The organism is Agromyces agglutinans, assembly GCF_009647605.1.
Lineage (GTDB): Bacteria > Actinomycetota > Actinomycetes > Actinomycetales > Microbacteriaceae > Agromyces > Agromyces agglutinans.
On the sequence record NZ_WJIF01000002.1, the window covers coordinates 457,301 to 472,683 of the forward strand.

General features: G+C 73.0%; 15 protein-coding genes. 4 read left to right on the forward strand and 11 right to left on the reverse strand.

Annotated elements, in window-relative coordinates; genetic code table 11:
* Position 1 precedes the first annotated feature (1 nt).
* Entirely contained in the window at positions 2-868 is an 867-nt protein-coding gene (gene kynA / locus GE115_RS05315) for a tryptophan 2,3-dioxygenase (protein WP_312854919.1), read from the reverse strand.
* A 294-nt stretch (positions 869-1,162) separates the two neighbouring features.
* On the opposite strand from kynA, the gene GE115_RS05320 reads away from it, so the two are divergent.
* Positions 1,163-1,798 (forward strand): TetR/AcrR family transcriptional regulator, encoded by a 636-nt coding sequence (locus GE115_RS05320; RefSeq protein ID WP_153683723.1) that lies wholly within the window; start codon positions 1,163-1,165, stop codon positions 1,796-1,798.
* On the opposite strand, the gene GE115_RS05325 is transcribed toward GE115_RS05320, so the two are convergent.
* The 3 genes from GE115_RS05325 to purD form a co-directional block, all read right to left on the reverse strand.
* Complete coding sequence (locus GE115_RS05325) at positions 1,799-2,713, reverse strand: VOC family protein (protein ID WP_153683931.1); 915 nt, start codon at positions 2,711-2,713, stop codon at positions 1,799-1,801. It abuts the gene before it with no gap.
* Positions 2,714-2,883: 170 nt separating this feature from the next.
* The gene (locus tag GE115_RS05330; protein WP_312854920.1) at positions 2,884-3,828 is read right to left on the reverse strand and encodes a phosphoribosylaminoimidazolesuccinocarboxamide synthase; all 945 of its coding nucleotides are present in this window, start codon (positions 3,826-3,828) and stop codon (positions 2,884-2,886) included.
* A gap of 182 nt (positions 3,829-4,010) precedes the next feature.
* Positions 4,011-5,339: a phosphoribosylamine--glycine ligase gene (purD, locus tag GE115_RS05335; protein WP_312854921.1), complete on the reverse strand. Its 1,329-nt coding sequence runs from the start codon at positions 5,337-5,339 to the stop codon at positions 4,011-4,013.
* Between the two features lie 93 nt (positions 5,340-5,432).
* Between purD and GE115_RS05340 the strand changes: the two genes are divergently transcribed.
* Positions 5,433-5,807, forward strand: coding sequence for a sterol carrier family protein (locus tag GE115_RS05340; protein WP_153683724.1), 375 nt, complete (start codon positions 5,433-5,435; stop codon positions 5,805-5,807).
* Here the strand turns inward: GE115_RS05340 and GE115_RS05345 are convergent.
* The gene (locus GE115_RS05345; protein WP_216648759.1) at positions 5,804-6,544 is read right to left on the reverse strand and encodes an SDR family NAD(P)-dependent oxidoreductase; all 741 of its coding nucleotides are present in this window, start codon (positions 6,542-6,544) and stop codon (positions 5,804-5,806) included. The genes GE115_RS05340 and GE115_RS05345 overlap by 4 nt on opposite strands.
* 83 nt (positions 6,545-6,627) lie before the next feature.
* Here GE115_RS05345 and GE115_RS05350 point away from each other — a divergent pair, with 83 nt between their 5' ends.
* Complete coding sequence (locus tag GE115_RS05350; protein ID WP_153683726.1) at positions 6,628-7,062, forward strand: hypothetical protein; 435 nt, start codon at positions 6,628-6,630, stop codon at positions 7,060-7,062.
* Between the two features lie 25 nt (positions 7,063-7,087).
* Here the strand turns inward: GE115_RS05350 and GE115_RS05355 are convergent, their stop codons facing one another.
* The 3 genes from GE115_RS05355 to GE115_RS05365 all read right to left on the reverse strand — a co-directional run bounded on the left by GE115_RS05355 (position 7,088) and on the right by GE115_RS05365 (position 10,152).
* Entirely contained in the window at positions 7,088-7,981 is an 894-nt protein-coding gene (locus tag GE115_RS05355) for an alpha/beta fold hydrolase (protein ID WP_153683727.1), read from the reverse strand.
* 42 nt (positions 7,982-8,023) lie between these two features.
* Positions 8,024-9,481, reverse strand: coding sequence for an amidophosphoribosyltransferase (gene purF, locus GE115_RS05360; RefSeq protein ID WP_153683728.1), 1,458 nt, complete (start codon positions 9,479-9,481; stop codon positions 8,024-8,026).
* Positions 9,482-9,621: 140 nt separating this feature from the next.
* Positions 9,622-10,152, reverse strand: coding sequence for a carboxymuconolactone decarboxylase family protein (locus tag GE115_RS05365; protein ID WP_153683729.1), 531 nt, complete (start codon positions 10,150-10,152; stop codon positions 9,622-9,624).
* A gap of 46 nt (positions 10,153-10,198) precedes the next feature.
* Here GE115_RS05365 and pdxR point away from each other — a divergent pair, with 46 nt between their 5' ends.
* Positions 10,199-11,680, forward strand: coding sequence for a MocR-like pyridoxine biosynthesis transcription factor PdxR (gene pdxR, locus GE115_RS05370; RefSeq protein WP_153683730.1), 1,482 nt, complete (start codon positions 10,199-10,201; stop codon positions 11,678-11,680).
* A gap of 13 nt (positions 11,681-11,693) precedes the next feature.
* On the opposite strand, the gene GE115_RS05375 is transcribed toward pdxR, so the two are convergent.
* From GE115_RS05375 to pdhA, 3 genes are read right to left on the reverse strand one after another with little or no spacing between them, the layout of a single operon-like run.
* The gene (locus GE115_RS05375) at positions 11,694-13,178 is read right to left on the reverse strand and encodes a dihydrolipoamide acetyltransferase family protein (RefSeq protein ID WP_153683731.1); all 1,485 of its coding nucleotides are present in this window, start codon (positions 13,176-13,178) and stop codon (positions 11,694-11,696) included.
* Positions 13,179-14,240, reverse strand: coding sequence for an alpha-ketoacid dehydrogenase subunit beta (locus tag GE115_RS05380; protein WP_153683732.1), 1,062 nt, complete (start codon positions 14,238-14,240; stop codon positions 13,179-13,181).
* Positions 14,237-15,370, reverse strand: coding sequence for a pyruvate dehydrogenase (acetyl-transferring) E1 component subunit alpha (pdhA, locus tag GE115_RS05385; protein ID WP_312854922.1), 1,134 nt, complete (start codon positions 15,368-15,370; stop codon positions 14,237-14,239). Before pdhA ends, GE115_RS05380 begins: the two co-directional genes overlap by 4 nt.
* Positions 15,371-15,383: the final 13 nt, after the last annotated feature.

Genomic DNA, 15,383 nt, shown 5'->3' on the forward strand with positions numbered 1-15,383 from the left:
GTCAGCCCGGGATCTCGGTTCGCACGGCGTACAGCTCCGGGAAGAACGTGAGCTCGAGCGCGCGCCGCAGGAAGGACGCCCCACTCGACCCGCCGGTGCCGGTCTTGTTGCCGATGATGCGCTCGACCGTCTTCAGGTGCCGGAAGCGCCAGAGCTGGAAGTTGTCCTCGAGGTCGACGAGCTCCTCGCACGTCTCGTACGCGGCCCAGTGGTCGTCGGTGTCGGCGTAGATCGACGCGAACACGGGCACGAGCTCGGGCCGGAACGTCCAGGCGAGCGTCACGTCGCGGTCGAGCACGTCGGCCGGGATCGGGTAACCGGCCCGCGCGAGCAGGCGCAGGAACTCGTCGTACAGGCTCGGCTCCTCGAGCGCCCGTGTGAGGATCGCGCTCGCCGTGGCATCCGATTCGAAGACCTGCAGCATGCGCCGGTTCTTGTTGCCGAGCACGAACTCAACGGCGCGGTACTGGTACGACTGGAACCCACTCGCGTTGCCGAGCACGCCGCGGAACTGGCCGTACTCGGTCGGCGTCAGGGTCGCGAGCACCGACCACTGCTCGGTCAGCGTCTTCTGGATGTGCTTGACCCGCGCGATGCACTTGAGCGCCGGCGCGAGCTCGTCGGCCCGCAGCATCCGGCACGCCGTCTCGAGCTCGTGCAGCACGAGCTTCAGCCACAGCTCGGTGGTCTGGTGCTGCACGATGAACAGCAGCTCGTCGTGGTGCTCGGGCCGCGAGATCGGCCGCTGCGCGGCGAGCAGGGTCGACAGGTCGAGGTATCCGCCGTAGCTCATCCGATCGCTGAAATCGGTGACGACGGATGCCTCGATGTCACGGGTGTTCTCGCTGACGCCCTCGCTGCCGATCACGAGGCCAGCCTACGTCGGCGCGACCGCGGGCGCCCGGTGCGCCGGGGAGAGCGCGGAAGGAGCGCGGGTGAACGGGCGCGGGAAATGGGCGCCGGGGGGATGGGCGCCGGGGGAATGGGCGCGGGGGGAATGGGCGCGGTGCGCGCCCCCTGCCGACCGGAGATCGGCGCTCGCCCACCGCGCCCGGACTCGCCCCCCAGCGAGCCCCAGACGTTCCGCATTCGGGAATCGGAACGCCTCCTCCGCATGATACCGCACCGGGCGGGGCGGGACCGCGCGGAGTAGGCTCGAACGATGAGCTCCGCGACATCAACCCGACGCGACGCCCGGCGGAACCACGAGCGCCTCCTGGCCGAGGCGCGGACCCTCTTCGCCGAGCGGGGCATCGACGCCCCCCTCGACGAACTCGCCACGCGCGCCGGCGTCGGCGCGGGCACCGTGTACCGGCACTTCCCGAGCCGTGACGCCCTGCTGCGCGAACTCTACGACCAGTCCATCGCGATGTTCCACGAGATGGCGCCCGAGATCCACAGCGCGCCGACCGGCTGGCGGTCGATCGAACTCCTGCTCGAACGCCTCAGCGAGTGGATCGCCGCGACGCCGTACCTGCCCGAGCTCATGCGCCGGGTCGCCGAGATCGATCCCCACCACCGGCCGGGGCTCGCGTTCGCCGACGGGCTCGAGAAGGTCATCGAGCGCGCGAAGGCCGAGGGCAGCCTGCGCAGCGATGTCGAGAGCTCCGACCTGAACGTGCTCATCAACATGCTCGGCTCGCTGGGACGCTTCGGCGGCGACTACCTGCCGTTCTGGCGGCGCCAGCTCGCCATCGTGCTCGACGGACTGCGCGCCCGGCCGGGGCTCGAGCCGCTGCCCGGCCCCGCCCAGAGCTTCGACGACTTCGACCGGATGGCGCACCGCCAGACGCGGTAGCTAGTCCTCGGTGCCTGCGCGCCGCACCTCGATGAGGTTGGCCCACGGGTCGTCGAACGCCAGCGTGCGGCCGTCGTCGCGCGTGGCGACGCCGAAGTGGGACATGCGTTCGCCGAGCTCGCCGAGATCGTCGGCGGTCGGCACCACGATCTCGACCTTGCCGAGGCCCAGTGCGAGTTGCCGCCGACCGGCGCCCGCGCTGTTCCACGTGTTCATCGCCATGTGGTGGTGATAGCCGCCGGCAGAGACGAACAGCGCCTGCGAACCGAGGGCCGCGGTCGTCTCGAACCCGAGCCGGTCGACGTAGAACTCACGAGCGCTCGCGACGTCGCCGACCGAGAGGTGCACGTGTCCGACGACGGCGTCGCCGATGCGGATGCCGCCGGCGGAGCCGCCGAGACTCTCCACGGCGCCGTGGCCGCCGTCGCTCGCCGCGGCGGGGTCGCTCGTCGCCGCGGCGAGGCCGGCCTCGGTCAGGTGCTCGCGGAGGTAGTCGTTCGGGTCGAGGAAGACGGTCGCCATCTCGACCTGGCCGTGGGTCCAGCTCCAGGTCGACCGGTCGCGGTCGAAGTAGAGCTCGACGCCGTTGCCCTCGGGGTCGGTGAAGTAGAACGCCTCGCTCACGAGGTGGTCGGCGCTGCCCGTGAACGTGCCCGGGTAGCGCGTCGCGACCGAGTAGATCGCGGTCGCCAGCGCTTCGCGCGAGTCGAAGAGGATCGCGGTGTGGAAGAGGCCGGCGTCGCGCGGCGACGCGTGGCGGAGTTCGGGCGCGTGCTCGAGCACCACGATGGGGGTCCTGCCGCGGCCGAGCACCGCGACGGGCCCGTCGTGGCGCAGCAGGTCGAGGGTCACGCCGTCGCGGTAGTAGCGGATCATGGCGTCGAGGTCGCCGACGCGCAGCGTCACCGCGCCCATGCCGGTGTCGGCCGCGAGCAGTCCGCTGCCGCCGGCCGTCGGGGTTCGCTGGGAGGTCGTCACAGCTCTTCGAACGAGCCGGCGTCACAGGCTATTCCCTGAGACGGTCGCGCAGCGCGGCGCCAGGGCGGCCCGCGAGGCGGCGCCCGCAACTCGGCGCCCGGGCCGCGCTATGCCGTGGCGCCCAGCCGCTCGAGCAGCTCGCGGTAGCGCGCGGCCGTCTGCGCGACGATCTCGTGCGGCAGCGTCGGCGGCTGCTCGGTCGCCTCGCGGTCCCAGTTCGCGGCGAGCCAGTCACGCACGATCTGCTTGTCGAAGCTCGCGAGCCTGGCCGACGTCGGCGCGTCGGTGCGGGCGTACGCCGAGGCATCCCAGTACCGGCTCGAATCGCTCGTGAGCACCTCGTCGGCGAGGGTCACGACCCCGGCCTCGCGGTCGGCGCCGAACTCGAACTTCGTGTCGGCGAGGATGACGCCGCTGGCCTCGGCGATCGCGGACGCGCGCCGGAACACGTCGAGCGACAGCGCACGCAGCTGCTCGGCGACGACCTCGCCGACGAGCTCGACGGTGCGCTCGTATGAGATGTTCTCGTCGTGCTCGCCGAGCGGCGCCTTCCAGGCGGGGGTGTAGATCGGCTCGGGCAGGCGGTCGCCGTTCTCGAGGCCCTCGGGCAGTGGCATCCCGCCGATCGCGCCCGTCGCGACGTACTCCTGGTACCCGCTGCCGGTCAGGTAGCCGCGCACGACGCACTCGATGGGGAACATGTCGAGCGTGCGGCACAGCGTCGCGCGGTCGGCGATCGAAGCGGGCACCTCGGGCACGTCGAGGCGGTCGTCGTCGGCGGACGCGAGGTGGTTGGGCACGTCGGGCAGCCGGTCGAACCACCAGCGCGTGAGCTCGGTGAGCATCGCGCCCTTGCCGGGGATCGCGGGCTCGAGCACCTCGTCGAACGCGCTGACCCGGTCGCTCGCGACGACCAGCACGATGGGCGAGAGCGAGAGGGGGTCGCCGGTCCAGCTGTCATCGTCGTCGAGCGCGGCCGTCGGCACGTACAGGTCGCGGACCTTGCCGGAGTAGACGTGGGTCCAGCCGGGGTGTTCCTGCGATTCACTCACCGTCTCAGTCTAGGCAAGCCCGGCCCGGCCGGCCCTCGGTGTGCTGCCCGCCGTCGCGCCCGCCGGGCCGGCCTCGGCCGCACCGCGCCACTTCGACCGGCTCTGCGCCACTTCACGTGGCGCGGACCACCGCGAAGTGGCGCAGACGCGTGAAATGGCGCGACGCGAAACGGGTGCTCGCGCTACTGCGCGACGCGCGCGGCGATGTCGGTGCGGTACTGCCCGCCCTCGAGCCGGATGCGACCGAGCGCGTCGTAGGCGCGTCGGCGCGCATCGGCGAAGTCGCCGCCGACCGCGACCACGTTCAGCACGCGACCGCCCGTCGCGGCCAGGTGGTGCACGCCGGATCCGTCGTCGACGACCGCGGTCGCCGCGTGCGCGACGTGCACGCCGGGAACGGATGCCGCGTCGTCGACGCCCTCGATGGGGCGGCCGGTGACCGGGGCCTCGGGATACCCCTCGCTCGCGAGCACGACCGTCACCGCGGCATCCGACGAGAAGTCGGGCCGCTCGACGCTGCCGAGCCCGCCCGTCGCGGCGGCCAGCAGCAGGCCCGACAACGGCGTGCGCAGCCGGGGCAGCACGACCTGCGTCTCAGGGTCGCCGAACCGCGCGTTGAACTCGATGACGCGGATGCCGCGGCTCGTGAGGATGAGGCCCGCGTAGAGGAGGCCGATGAACGGGGTCTGCTCGTCGGCGAGCTGCCGCACCGTGGGCAGCGCGATGGTCTCGACGACCTCGTCGACGAACGCGCGCTCGCCGCCGAACGTTCCGCCGCGCCCGTCGGCCGCGTCGGCGAGCCACGGCAGCGGCGAGTACGCGCCCATGCCGCCCGTGTTGGGGCCGGCGTCGCCGTCGTGCAGGCGCTTGTAGTCCTGCGCGGGCGAGAGCGGCAGCACGTTCGTGCCGTCGGAGAGCAGGAACAGCGAGACCTCCTGGCCGTCGAGGAACTCCTCGATCAGCACCGGTCCCTGCTGGAGGTAGTGGGCGGCGTGGGCGAGCGCGGCCGCGCGGTCTTCGGTCACGAGCACGCCCTTGCCGGCGGCCAGGCCGTCGGCCTTGACGACGTACGGGGCGCCGAACTCGTCGAGCGTGCGCTCGGCGGCCTCGAGGGTGTCGGCGAGGGTCGCCCGGCCCGTCGGCACGTTCGCGGCCTCCATGATGCGCTTCGCGAACGTCTTCGAGCCTTCGAGCTGGGCGGCCTGGCGGCCCGGCCCGAACACCGGGATGCCCCGCGCCCGCAGCCGATCGGCGACGCCCGCGACGAGCGGCGCCTCGGGGCCGACGACGACGAGGTCGATGCCGTTGTCGAGGGCGTAGTCGGTGACGACCGACGGGTCGGTCGGGTCGAGCGCGATCGTGTCGACGCTGCCGCGCGCCGACGAGGTCGCACTCGCGGCGATGCCGGCGTTGCCCGGTGCCGCGGTGATCTCGTGCGCCGCCTCTTCGGCGAGGAGGGCGAGGATGATCGCGTGCTCGCGCGCGCCGGAACCGAGGACCAGGATCTTCACCTGCCTAGGCTAACGGGCGCTGCTCGCACGTGCGGCCCCGATGACGCGGCCGTCCGCCCTCCCGCGCGTCCGCCCTCGGGGGAGAATGGACGCATGGCACGAGCACGGATCGGGGACGACGAGGGCCGAGCGGCGGTCGAGGCCTGGCGGGCCGCCGACGCGGCCGGCGAGGCATCCGATCGCGCGACGCTCGCCCTCGCCGTGCGGTACAGCCTGCAGGTGCTCGCCGAACGCTCGCCAGGCGGCACGGTCGAGGTGCGCGTGCCGCCGTTCGCGGCCGTCCAGTGCATCGAGGGCCCGCGCCACACGCGCGGCACGCCGCCGAACGTGATCGAGACGGATGCCGCGACCTGGCTCGCCCTCGCGACCGGCGCGCTCTCATGGGACGAGGGCCGGGCGTCGGGCCGCGTGCATGCGTCGGGGCAGCGCGCCGACCTCGACGGCCTGCTGCCGGTGCCGCTCGGCTAGCTGCGCGCGGGGATGCCCGAGGTGAGTCCGCCATCGACGACCACCTCGGACCCGGTCACGTACGACGCCTCGTCGGACGCCAGGAAGGCGACGACGCGGGCGACCTCGGTTGGGCGCGCCGGGCGGCCCAGGGGGATGTCGAATCCGGCCGGATCCACCCGCGAGGTCATCGGGGTCGGCACGAGGCCCGGGAGCACGGTGTTGACGCGGATGCGGTCGGGCGCGAGCTCGACAGCCAGGGTCTGGCCGAGTCCGCGCAGCCCGGCCTTCGACGCCGCGTAGGCGTGGAGGCCGGCGCGGCCGCGGATGCCGTCGATCGACGACACGTTCACGATCGCGCCGCCGCCTGCGCGCCGCATCGCCGCGACGACGGCCCGGCATCCGAGGAAGGCGCCGGTGAGGTTGACGCCGAGCACCTTCTCCCACTGCGCCGGCGTGGTCTTCTCGAGCGACGCCGCCATCGCCACGCCCGCGTTGTTGACGAGCACGTCGAGGCGACCGTGCTCGCGCGTGACCGTGGCGACCACGTCGCGCCAGGCGCGATCGTCGGTGACGTCGAGCTCGGCCGCGCTCGCGCGCTCGCCCAGGGCGCCGGCGACCGCTGCGGCCCGCTTGCCGGCGACATCCGCCACCACGACGACGTGCCCCGTCTCGTGCAGCCGTCGGGCGATCGCCTCGCCGATGCCCCGTCCGGCGCCCGTGACGATGGCGACGCGCGGCGTCGAGGTATCTGCCATGTGCATCCCGGCCTCCCGGAGTCATCCGAGGCGAAGGTACCAGTCCGAGGGTGAGGCGCCGGCCTGCGTGGGACAATGGAGGGGTGAGTGACACCCCGCGCGAGCCCGAGCACGACCGCGATGCCGTCGTCGGCCCTGACGCCGAAGATGCCGCGGCGGGCGGTGATGCCGCGCTGGTGCCGGCCGATGACGGGTCGGCGCCGGTGGTGGTGCCGATGGTCGTCACGTCCGAGGTCGACGACGAGGCAGTGACCGTGCGCCGTGCGCCGCGCTACGGGCGGTTCATCGTCGCCGGGTTCGTGCTGGGCGCGATCCTCGCGCTCGTGCTCACATTCGCGTTCCCCGAGAACGAGGAGTTCGACCGGGGCCAGGTCTTCGGGTTCCTGCTGCTCGGCCTCGGCACCGTCGGCGTCGCGTTCGGCGCGATCGTCGCGCTCGTCTTCGACAAGGTGCTCTCAGGTCGCGCCGGTACGGCGATCGCCGAACACGAGCACGAGCACGCGCGCGACGGCGACTGAGCGGTCGCGCGGCGGCACCCCGCGCTCATCGCAGCAGCGACCGCACCGCCTCGGCGAACTCGGCCGGAGCTTCCTGCGGCAGGTCGTGGCCGATGCCGGCGAGTTCGCGGAACGTGTACGTTCCGGTGAACTTCGCGCGGTCGAGCGCGGCGCTCGGCCCGCCGACGCCGTCGGCACCCGACTCGAGCACGACCGTCGGCACGACGATGGGCGGTTCGGCCGCGACGGCCGCCTCGATCGCCGCATAGCGCGGGTCGCCCTCGACCAGGCCGAACCGGTGCCGGTAGGAGTGGACGACGACATCGACGAAGTCGGGATTGTCGAGGCTCGGCGCACTCGCCGCGAACGCCTCGGCCGCACCCGCCCACTCGGGTGACCACGTCGTCCAGAGCAGTTCGCAGAGTTCGCGCCGGAAGCGTTCGAGGCCACGTCGGCCGCGCTCGGAGTGGAAGTAGTACTGGTACCAGTAGGTGCGTTCCCACTCGGGTCGCATCGGCTCCTCGCCGAAGCCCGCGCCGAACACGTTGTAGCCGCCGACGGTGACGAGGCCCTTCACCCGGTCGGGGAACAGCGCGGCGACGATGCACGACGCCCGCCCGCCCCAGTCGTAACCGCCGAGGATCGCCCGCTCGACGCCGAGCCCGTCGAGCAGGTCGACGAGATCCTGGGCCAGCGCGGCCTGTTCGCCCGAGCGCATCGTCGAGGCATCCGTGAACCGCGTCGGCCCGGAGCCGCGCAGGTACGGTGCGATCACCCGCAGGCCGGATGCCGCGAGCAGGCCGGCGACCTCGTCGTACGCGCGAACGTCGTACGGGAAGCCGTGCGAGAGCACGACGACCTCGCCCGCCGGATCGCCGGCCTCCTCGTACGCGATCTCGAGGACGGGCGTGACGACGGTGCCGCGGCGCGTGAATCCCATCGCGCCAGTCTGCCGCGACCCCGCGACATCCGACCGCCGATGTCAGCTGAGCTGCGTGCGCTCCAGCCAGCCGAGGTATTCCTCGGTGATGGTGCCCGTCACGTAGTCGCCGGTGAAGCACGACATGTCGAGGTCGGTGATCGAGGTGCCCTCGGTGATCGCGGCCTGCAGGTCGGCGACCTCCTGGTAGATCATGTGGTCGGCGCCCAGCTCGGCCGCGATCTCGGGAATCTTGCGGCCGTGCGCGATGAGCTCCTGACGCGAGGGCATGTTGATGCCGTAGACGTGCGGGAAGCGCACCGGGGGAGCGGCGGAGGTGAACGTGACCTTGTTGGCGCCGGCCGCGCGGGCCATCTCGACGATCTGCTTCGACGTCGTGCCGCGCACGATCGAGTCGTCGACGATGAGGATGTTCTTGCCCTTGAACTCCGTGCCCATGGCGTTCAGCTTCTGGCGCACCGAACGCTTGCGCTCGGCCTGCCCCGGCATGATGAACGTGCGGCCGACGTAGCGGTTCTTGTAGAACCCCTCGCGGTACTCGATGCCGAGCTTCTGCGCCACGTTCATCGCCGCGGGACGCGACGAGTCGGGGATCGGCATGACCACGTCGATGTCGCCGAGCGGCATGTGCTGCGCGACGGTGCCGGCGAGCCGGTCGCCCATGCGCAGGCGGGCCTCGTACACCGAGATGCCGTTCATCACCGAGTCGGGGCGCGCGAGGTACACGTACTCGAACGAGCACGGCACGAGCCGCGGGTTCTGCGCGCACTGGCGCGAGAAGAGCTCGCCGTCGAGCGAGATGAAGACGGCCTCGCCGGGCGCGACGTCGCGCACGATCTCGTAGTCGCCGTTCTCGAGCACGAGCGATTCGGATGCCACGATCCACTCGGGCTTGCCGGCGTCGGTGTGCCGGCGACCGAGGATCAGCGGGCGGATGCCGAACGGGTCGCGGAAGGCGAGGAGGCCGTACCCGGCGATCATCGAGATCACGGCGTACGAGCCCTCGACGCGCTCGTGCACCTGGGTGACCGCGTCGAACACCTGGTCGGGGTCGAGCTCGAGGCCCTTGATCTGGCCCTGCAGCTCGGTCGCGAGCACGTTGAGGAGCATCTCGGTGTCGCTCGTCGAGTTCACGTGCCGGCGGTCGATGCGGAAGAGGTCTTCGCTGAGCTCGCGCGTGTTCGTGAGGTTGCCGTTGTGCACGAGCACGATGCCGTACGGCGCGTTCACGTAGAAGGGCTGCGCCTCCTCTTCGCGCTCGGCCGCGCCCTTGGTCGTATAGCGCACGTGGCCGAGGCCCATATCGCCGAGCAGCGATCGCATGTCGCGCGTGCGGAACGCCTCGCGCACCTGCCCTCGCGCCTTGTTGATGTGGAACACCGGGCCGTCGGCCGTGGCGATGCCCGTCGAGTCCTGCCCGCGGTGCTGCAGGAGGAGCAGGCTGTCGTAGATCTGCTGGTTGACGGGCTCGGTGGAGACGATGCCGACGATGCCGCACATGCGAGCGATGGCTCCTCGGGGGTGGGGATGGCGTCCGAGCTGGACGCGTCCAATCCTCCCACACGCGCGCATGTGCGCCGGCTGGATGCGGAGCCGTGCTCAGGTGAGCGCACCGGTGCGCACGACCGGTATCCGCGGGCTCAGGCGTGCAGCTTCGGCCGCCAGCCGCGGGTCGAGACGGCGAGCTCGTTCCACGCGTTCACGGAGACGAGCAGCGCCAGCAGCGCGGCGAGTTCGTCGTCGGTGAACTGCTCGGATGCCTCGCGCCAGGCCTCGTCGGGCACGTGGGTCTCGGAGAGGCGGGTGACCGCGTCGGCGAGGGCGAACGCGGCCCGCTCGCGCGCCGTGAAGAAGTTCGACTCCGGCCAGACGGCCAGCGCGTAGAGGTGCTGCACGGGCACGCCGGCCTCGCGCGCGTCGCGCGAGTGCAGGTCGACGCAGTAGCTGCAGCCGTTCAACTGCGAGGCGCGCAGGCGCACGAGCTCGCGGAGCGATTTCTCGATGCCGGCGCGGTCGGCCTCGGCTTCGGCCGCGTCGTCGAGCGCGCTGACTGCGCGGACGAACGCGGGCGCGACGCCGTCGAGGTCGAGGCGGCGGGTGGGCGCGACGGGGGATGCGGCGGGCGAGGCGGATGCGGGAGTGGCGGCGATCGTGTCGGTCGTGGCGGTCATGCCTCCACGCTACGAACGCCCGCATCCCCTGGTAACGTCCAATCGCATGGCGACGAATTGGGCCGATTCCGGATTGGACCTCCACGTCGCGCTCGATCCGCACCGCAAGACCGGTTCGCTCGAGGACGCGCTGCGGGAGGCGATCCGCGACGGCCGGCTCGCGCCCGGCACGCGCCTGCCGGCGACGCGCACGCTCGCCGCCGACCTCGGCATCGCCCGCAACAGCGTCGCCGAGGTGTACGCGCGGCTCGTCGGCGAGGGATGGCTCGACGCCAGGGTCGGCGCGGGAACCTGGGTGCGCGAGCGGCCGGCGCCCGCCTTCGCTCCCGTCCCGCAGGCGCGGGTCGACCGGTCGACCCGGTTCGACCTCGACCTGCGGGGCGGTCTGCCCGACGCCTCGGCGTTCCCGCGCTCGGCCTGGCTTGCGGCTGTCGGCCGGGCGCTCGCCGAGACGCCGACCGACGCGCTCGGCTACGGCTCGCCCGACGGCGTGGAGCGACTGCGCGCGGCGCTCGCCGAGTACCTCGCCCGCACCCGGGGCGTGCAGGCCTCGGCCGACGACGTGATCGTCACGCACGGGTTCGGTGGGCTGCTCGGCCTCGTCGCGAGGGCGCTCGCCGCGCGGAGCACGCCCGGCGCGAGCGGCGGGCAAGCCGAGCGCGCCCCGAGCGGTCAGGGCGCCGGGCGGCGCGTCGCCGTCGAGGCCTACGGCCACGTGTCGCACCGAGAGGTGCTCGAGGCCGCCGGACTCGAACTCGTGCCGCTGCCGATCGACGCCGACGGCGCGCGGGTCGACCTGCTCGAGCGGCTCGACGTCTCGGCCGTGCTGCTCACCCCGGCCCACCAGTTCCCGACCGGGGTTCCGCTGTCGCGGTCGCGTCGGGAAGCCCTCGCCGCGTGGGCGATGCGCACGGGCGGCTTCGTCATCGAGGACGACTACGACGGCGAGTTCCGGTTCGACGGCCGGAGCATCGGCGCCTTCCAGCCGCTGGCACCCGAGCGCACGGTCTACAGCGGCACGGCGAGCAAGGCGCTGTCGCCGGCCCTCGGCCTCGGCTGGGGCGTCGTTCCGGCCGAGCTCCGCGACGACGTGCGCGCGGAGCGCGCCCGCACCGGCGGAGCCACCGATGCGCTCGCGCAGCTCGCGCTCGCCGCCCTCATCGCCTCGGGCGGGTACGACCGCAGTGTGCGCGAGCTCCGCAGGCGCTACCGCGGGCGGCGCGAGCGGTTCGAGGAGCTCGTCGCCGAGCGCCTGCCCGACGCGCGGGTCGGCGGCATCGCCGCGGGCATCCAGTGCCTGCTCGAGCTGCCGCCCGGCGTGACGGAGGCCGTCGTCGTCGCCGAGGCATCCGCCCGCGGACTGCGGATCGGCGGCCTCGCCGAGTACGCCGCCGAGGCCGATCTCGCCGCCGACGCGGCGATCGGGTCGTCCGGCCGGCCGGCGCTCGTCGTCGGCATCGGCGCACCGCCCCAGCACCGCTTCGAGCAGGCGATGGCGGTCGTCGTCGCCGCCGTGGATGCTGCGTGACCCGGTCGCTGACTCAGATCCGCGTATACGCGGCCAGCGGGTGCTCGATCGCGTCGACGACGCGGCGCAGGAACCCGGCCGCGTAGCCGCCGTCGCACACGCGGTGGTCGAACACGAGCGAGAGCTGCGCGATGCGGCGCGGGACGACCTGCCCGTCGACGACCCAGGCGCGCTCGAGGACGCGCCCGATGCCGAGGATCGCGACCTCGGGGTGGTTGATGATCGCCGCCGACCCGTCGACGCCGAGCGACCCGTAGTTGTTGAGCGTGAACGTCGAGCCGCGCAGGCGCTCGGGCGGCAGCGAACCGGCCCGGGCCGCCTCGGCGAGGGAGCGCAGCTCCCGGTCGAGCTCGGCGATCGAGAGCCGGTCGGCGCGCGGGATCACCGGCACCATGAGTCCGCGCTCGGTGTCGGCCGCGACGCCGAGGTGCACGCCCTCGAACTTGAGGATGTCGCTGCCGTCGATGCGACCGGCCAGCAACGGGTACTCCGCGAGGGCGAGCAGCACGTACCGCGCGAGGAGCGCCGTGAACGACGGCACGCGCTCACCGGGCGCGGCCATCGCGGGGCGCAGGTTCCACAGGTCGGTCGCGTCGACGTCGACCCAGACGGTCGCCTCGGGGATCTCGGCGCGGCTGCGACCGAGCGTCGCGCTCACCGACTTGCGCAGCATCGACATGCGGTGGCGGGCGGCGACCACGGGGCCGGTGCTCAGCGGCTCACCGGTACTGGGCTCACCACTGCCGAGCGCGTCGATCGGCGAAGCGGATGCCTCCGCCGAGGGCGACGGTGCCGTGGGCGCCGGCGCCGTTCCGGCGGAGGCATCCGCCGCACGTAGCACGTCGGTGCGCGTGATCGCGCCGTCGGAACCCGTGCCGGTCAGCCCGCTGACGTCGACGCCGAGGTCGCGCGCCAGCCTCCGCACGAGCGGCGAGCGCACGGCGACGCGACGACCCGACAACGGTGCGGATGCCGCGGGCGCCCCGCGCCCGACCCGCTGCCCACCGGCCCTCGGCCGGCGTCGCACCGCACCGCCGTGCGACCCGGTGCCGTAGCCGATCAGCACGTTGCCGGAGCCGGCGCGCTCCTCCGCCCGGTAGGCCTCGAGCTCGACGGAAGTGCTGGATGCCTCGGCCGCGTCGCCGGCCCCCACCGGCGGTTCCCCGGCGCGAGGGACCGCTGCCGGGGCGGGGGCCGAGGCATCCGGCACCCCGGTCGAACGATGGGCGGGCACGTCGCCGGCCGCCGGCCCGGCGACCACCTCGAGTACGGGCGCACCCACGGCGATGACCTCGCCGGGCTCGCCGTGCAGCGCGACGACGGTGCCCGCGAACGGAGACGGCAGTTCGACGATGCTCTTGGCGGTCTCGACCTCGGCGATGGCCTGGTCGGTCGCGACGACGTCGCCGACCTGCACGAGCCAGCCCACGAGGGCAGCCTCGGTGAGTCCCTCGCCGAGATCGGGCAGGCGGAAGACCTGCGTGGTGGCGGTCGGCATTCAGTCCTCCCAGTGGAGCGAGTCGACCGCGTCGAGCACGCGGTCGACGTCGGGCAGGTAGTGGCGTTCGAGCTTCGGCGGCGCGAACGGCGTGTCGAATCCGGTCACGCGGCGCACGGGCGCCTCGAGGTGGGTGAAGCAGTGCTCGCCGATGCGAGCCGCGAGCTCGGAGGCGACGCTCGCGAACCCGGGCGCCTCGGCGACGACGACCGCGCGCCCGGTGGCACGAACGGCCTCGAAGATCGTCGCGTCGTCGCACGGCGTGAGGGTGCGCACGTCGACGACCTGGATGCTCCGGCCCTCGGTCTCGGCGACGGCGGCCGCGTCGAGTGCGACCCCGACGGAGGCGCCGTAGGTCACGATCGTGGCATCCGTGCCCTCGCGCACCACGCGCGCCCGGCCGATCTCGGCGGCGTCGACGGGTGCCGTCGTGTCGACCGGCGCCTTCGACCAGTACAGCTTCTTCGGCTCGAGGAACACGACGGGGTCGGGGTGGTGGATCGCCGCGCGCAGCAGCGTGTACGCGTCCTGCGGGGTCGCGGGGCACACGACGGTGAGGCCGGGCGTGTGCACGTAGTACGCCTCCGACGAGTCGCAGTGGTGCTCGACGCCGCCGATGCCGCCGCCGAACGGGATGCGGATCACCATCGGCAGGTGCACGGCGCCGCGCGTGCGGTTCGACATCTTCGCGGCGTGGCTGACGACCTGCTCGAACGCGGGATACGCGAACGCGTCGAACTGCATCTCGACCACGGGCCGCATGCCGTTCATCGCCATGCCGATCGCGGTGCCGACGATGCCCGACTCCGCGAGTGGGGTGTCGAAGCAGCGCGACTCGCCGAAGCGCGCGGTCAGGCCGTCGGTCACGCGGAAGACGCCGCCGAGCGCGCCGACGTCCTCGCCGAACACGAGCACCGAGTCGTCGGCCGCCAGCTCGTCGGCGAGCGCGCGGTTGATCGCACCGGCCATCGTGAGCACGGATGCCTCGGGTGCGGGCGGTCCGGAGGGTGCCGGTCGCGCCGGATGCGCGGTCTCGGACTTCCTCGTCTCGAGCATGGTCATCGTGCCCCCTCCGTGGCACCGGGGCTCGTCGCCCCGGCGGTCGTGCCGGCCATCGCGGCCCGGTCGAGCTCGTCGCGGAGCATCCGCCACTGGCTCTCGAGCTGCGGCGTGCGCTCGGCGTAGACGAAGCGGAACAGGTCCTCGGGGTCGAGCTCGGGCTCGGCGTTCATGGCTTCGCGGAGCGCGGTCGCGACCTGCTCGGCCTCGGCGGCGAAGACCGCTTCGGCCTCATCGTCGATCGCGCCGGCGCCGCGCAGGTGCGCCTGCATGCGCGTCAGCGGGTCGCGCTCGACCCACGCCTGCACGGCCTCGCGGGCGCGGTAGCGGGTGTCGTCGTCGGCGTTGGTGTGCGCCTGCATGCGATACGTGTGCGCCTCGACGAGCGAGGGGCCGCCGCCCGAGCGGGCCCGCTCCACGGCGGTGTCGAGCACCGCGAGGAGGGCGGCCACGTCGTTGCCGTCGACCCGTTCGCCCGGCATCCCGTAGCCGATCGCCTTGTGCGCGAGCGACGGCGCCGCGGTCTGCCGCGACAGCGGCACCGAGATCGCGAACTCGTTGTTCTGCACGAAGAACACGACCGGCACGTGGAACACGGCCGCGAAGTTCATCGCCTCGTGGAAGTCGCCCTCGCTCGTCGCGCCGTCGCCGCACATCGCGAGCACGACGGTCGGCTCGCCGCGCAGCGTCGCGGCGTGCGCGAACCCGACGGCGTGCAGCAGCTGCGTGGCGAGCGGCGTGGCCTGGGGCGCGACGTGGAACTCCTTCGGGTCGTAGCCCGAGTGCCAGTCGCCGCGCAGCAGCACGAGCGACTGCGCCGGGTCGACGCTGCGGGCGATGACCGCGACGGAGTCGCGGTAGGTCGGGAAGAGCCAGTCGTCGTCGCCGAGCGCGAGGGCCGCAGCGACCTGGCAGGCCTCCTGGCCGTGCGACGACGGGTACACCGCGAGCCGGCCCTGGCGCACGAGCGCCGAGCACTGGTCGTTGACCCGCCGGCCCTGCACGAGCGCCCGGTACGCCTCGACGAGGCGCTCGGTCGACGGTGGGGCGTACCGCGGGTCGGAGACCGCCGTGCCGTGCTCGTCGATGAGCTGCACCGGGGTCTCGCGGGGAAGGAGATCGTCGCTGATCACACTGCCTCCAGTG

Excerpts from the sequence above, each read along its gene's own strand:
- GE115_RS05320 (WP_153683723.1), top strand. The coding sequence starts at position 1,163 with ATGAGCTCCGCGACATCAACCCGACGCGACGCCCGGCGGAACCACGAG.
- GE115_RS05325 (WP_153683931.1), bottom strand. The coding sequence starts at position 2,713 with ATGGGCGCGGTGACGCTGCGCGTCGGCGACCTCGACGCCATGATCCGC.
- GE115_RS05340 (WP_153683724.1), top strand. The coding sequence starts at position 5,433 with ATGGCACGAGCACGGATCGGGGACGACGAGGGCCGAGCGGCGGTCGAG.
- GE115_RS05345 (WP_216648759.1), bottom strand. The coding sequence starts at position 6,544 with ATGGCAGATACCTCGACGCCGCGCGTCGCCATCGTCACGGGCGCCGGA.
- GE115_RS05355 (WP_153683727.1), bottom strand. The coding sequence starts at position 7,981 with ATGGGATTCACGCGCCGCGGCACCGTCGTCACGCCCGTCCTCGAGATC.
- purF (WP_153683728.1), bottom strand. The coding sequence starts at position 9,481 with ATGTGCGGCATCGTCGGCATCGTCTCCACCGAGCCCGTCAACCAGCAG.
- GE115_RS05365 (WP_153683729.1), bottom strand. The coding sequence starts at position 10,152 with ATGACCGCCACGACCGACACGATCGCCGCCACTCCCGCATCCGCCTCG.
- pdxR (WP_153683730.1), top strand. The coding sequence starts at position 10,199 with ATGGCGACGAATTGGGCCGATTCCGGATTGGACCTCCACGTCGCGCTC.
- GE115_RS05375 (WP_153683731.1), bottom strand. The coding sequence starts at position 13,178 with ATGCCGACCGCCACCACGCAGGTCTTCCGCCTGCCCGATCTCGGCGAG.
- GE115_RS05380 (WP_153683732.1), bottom strand. The coding sequence starts at position 14,240 with ATGACCATGCTCGAGACGAGGAAGTCCGAGACCGCGCATCCGGCGCGA.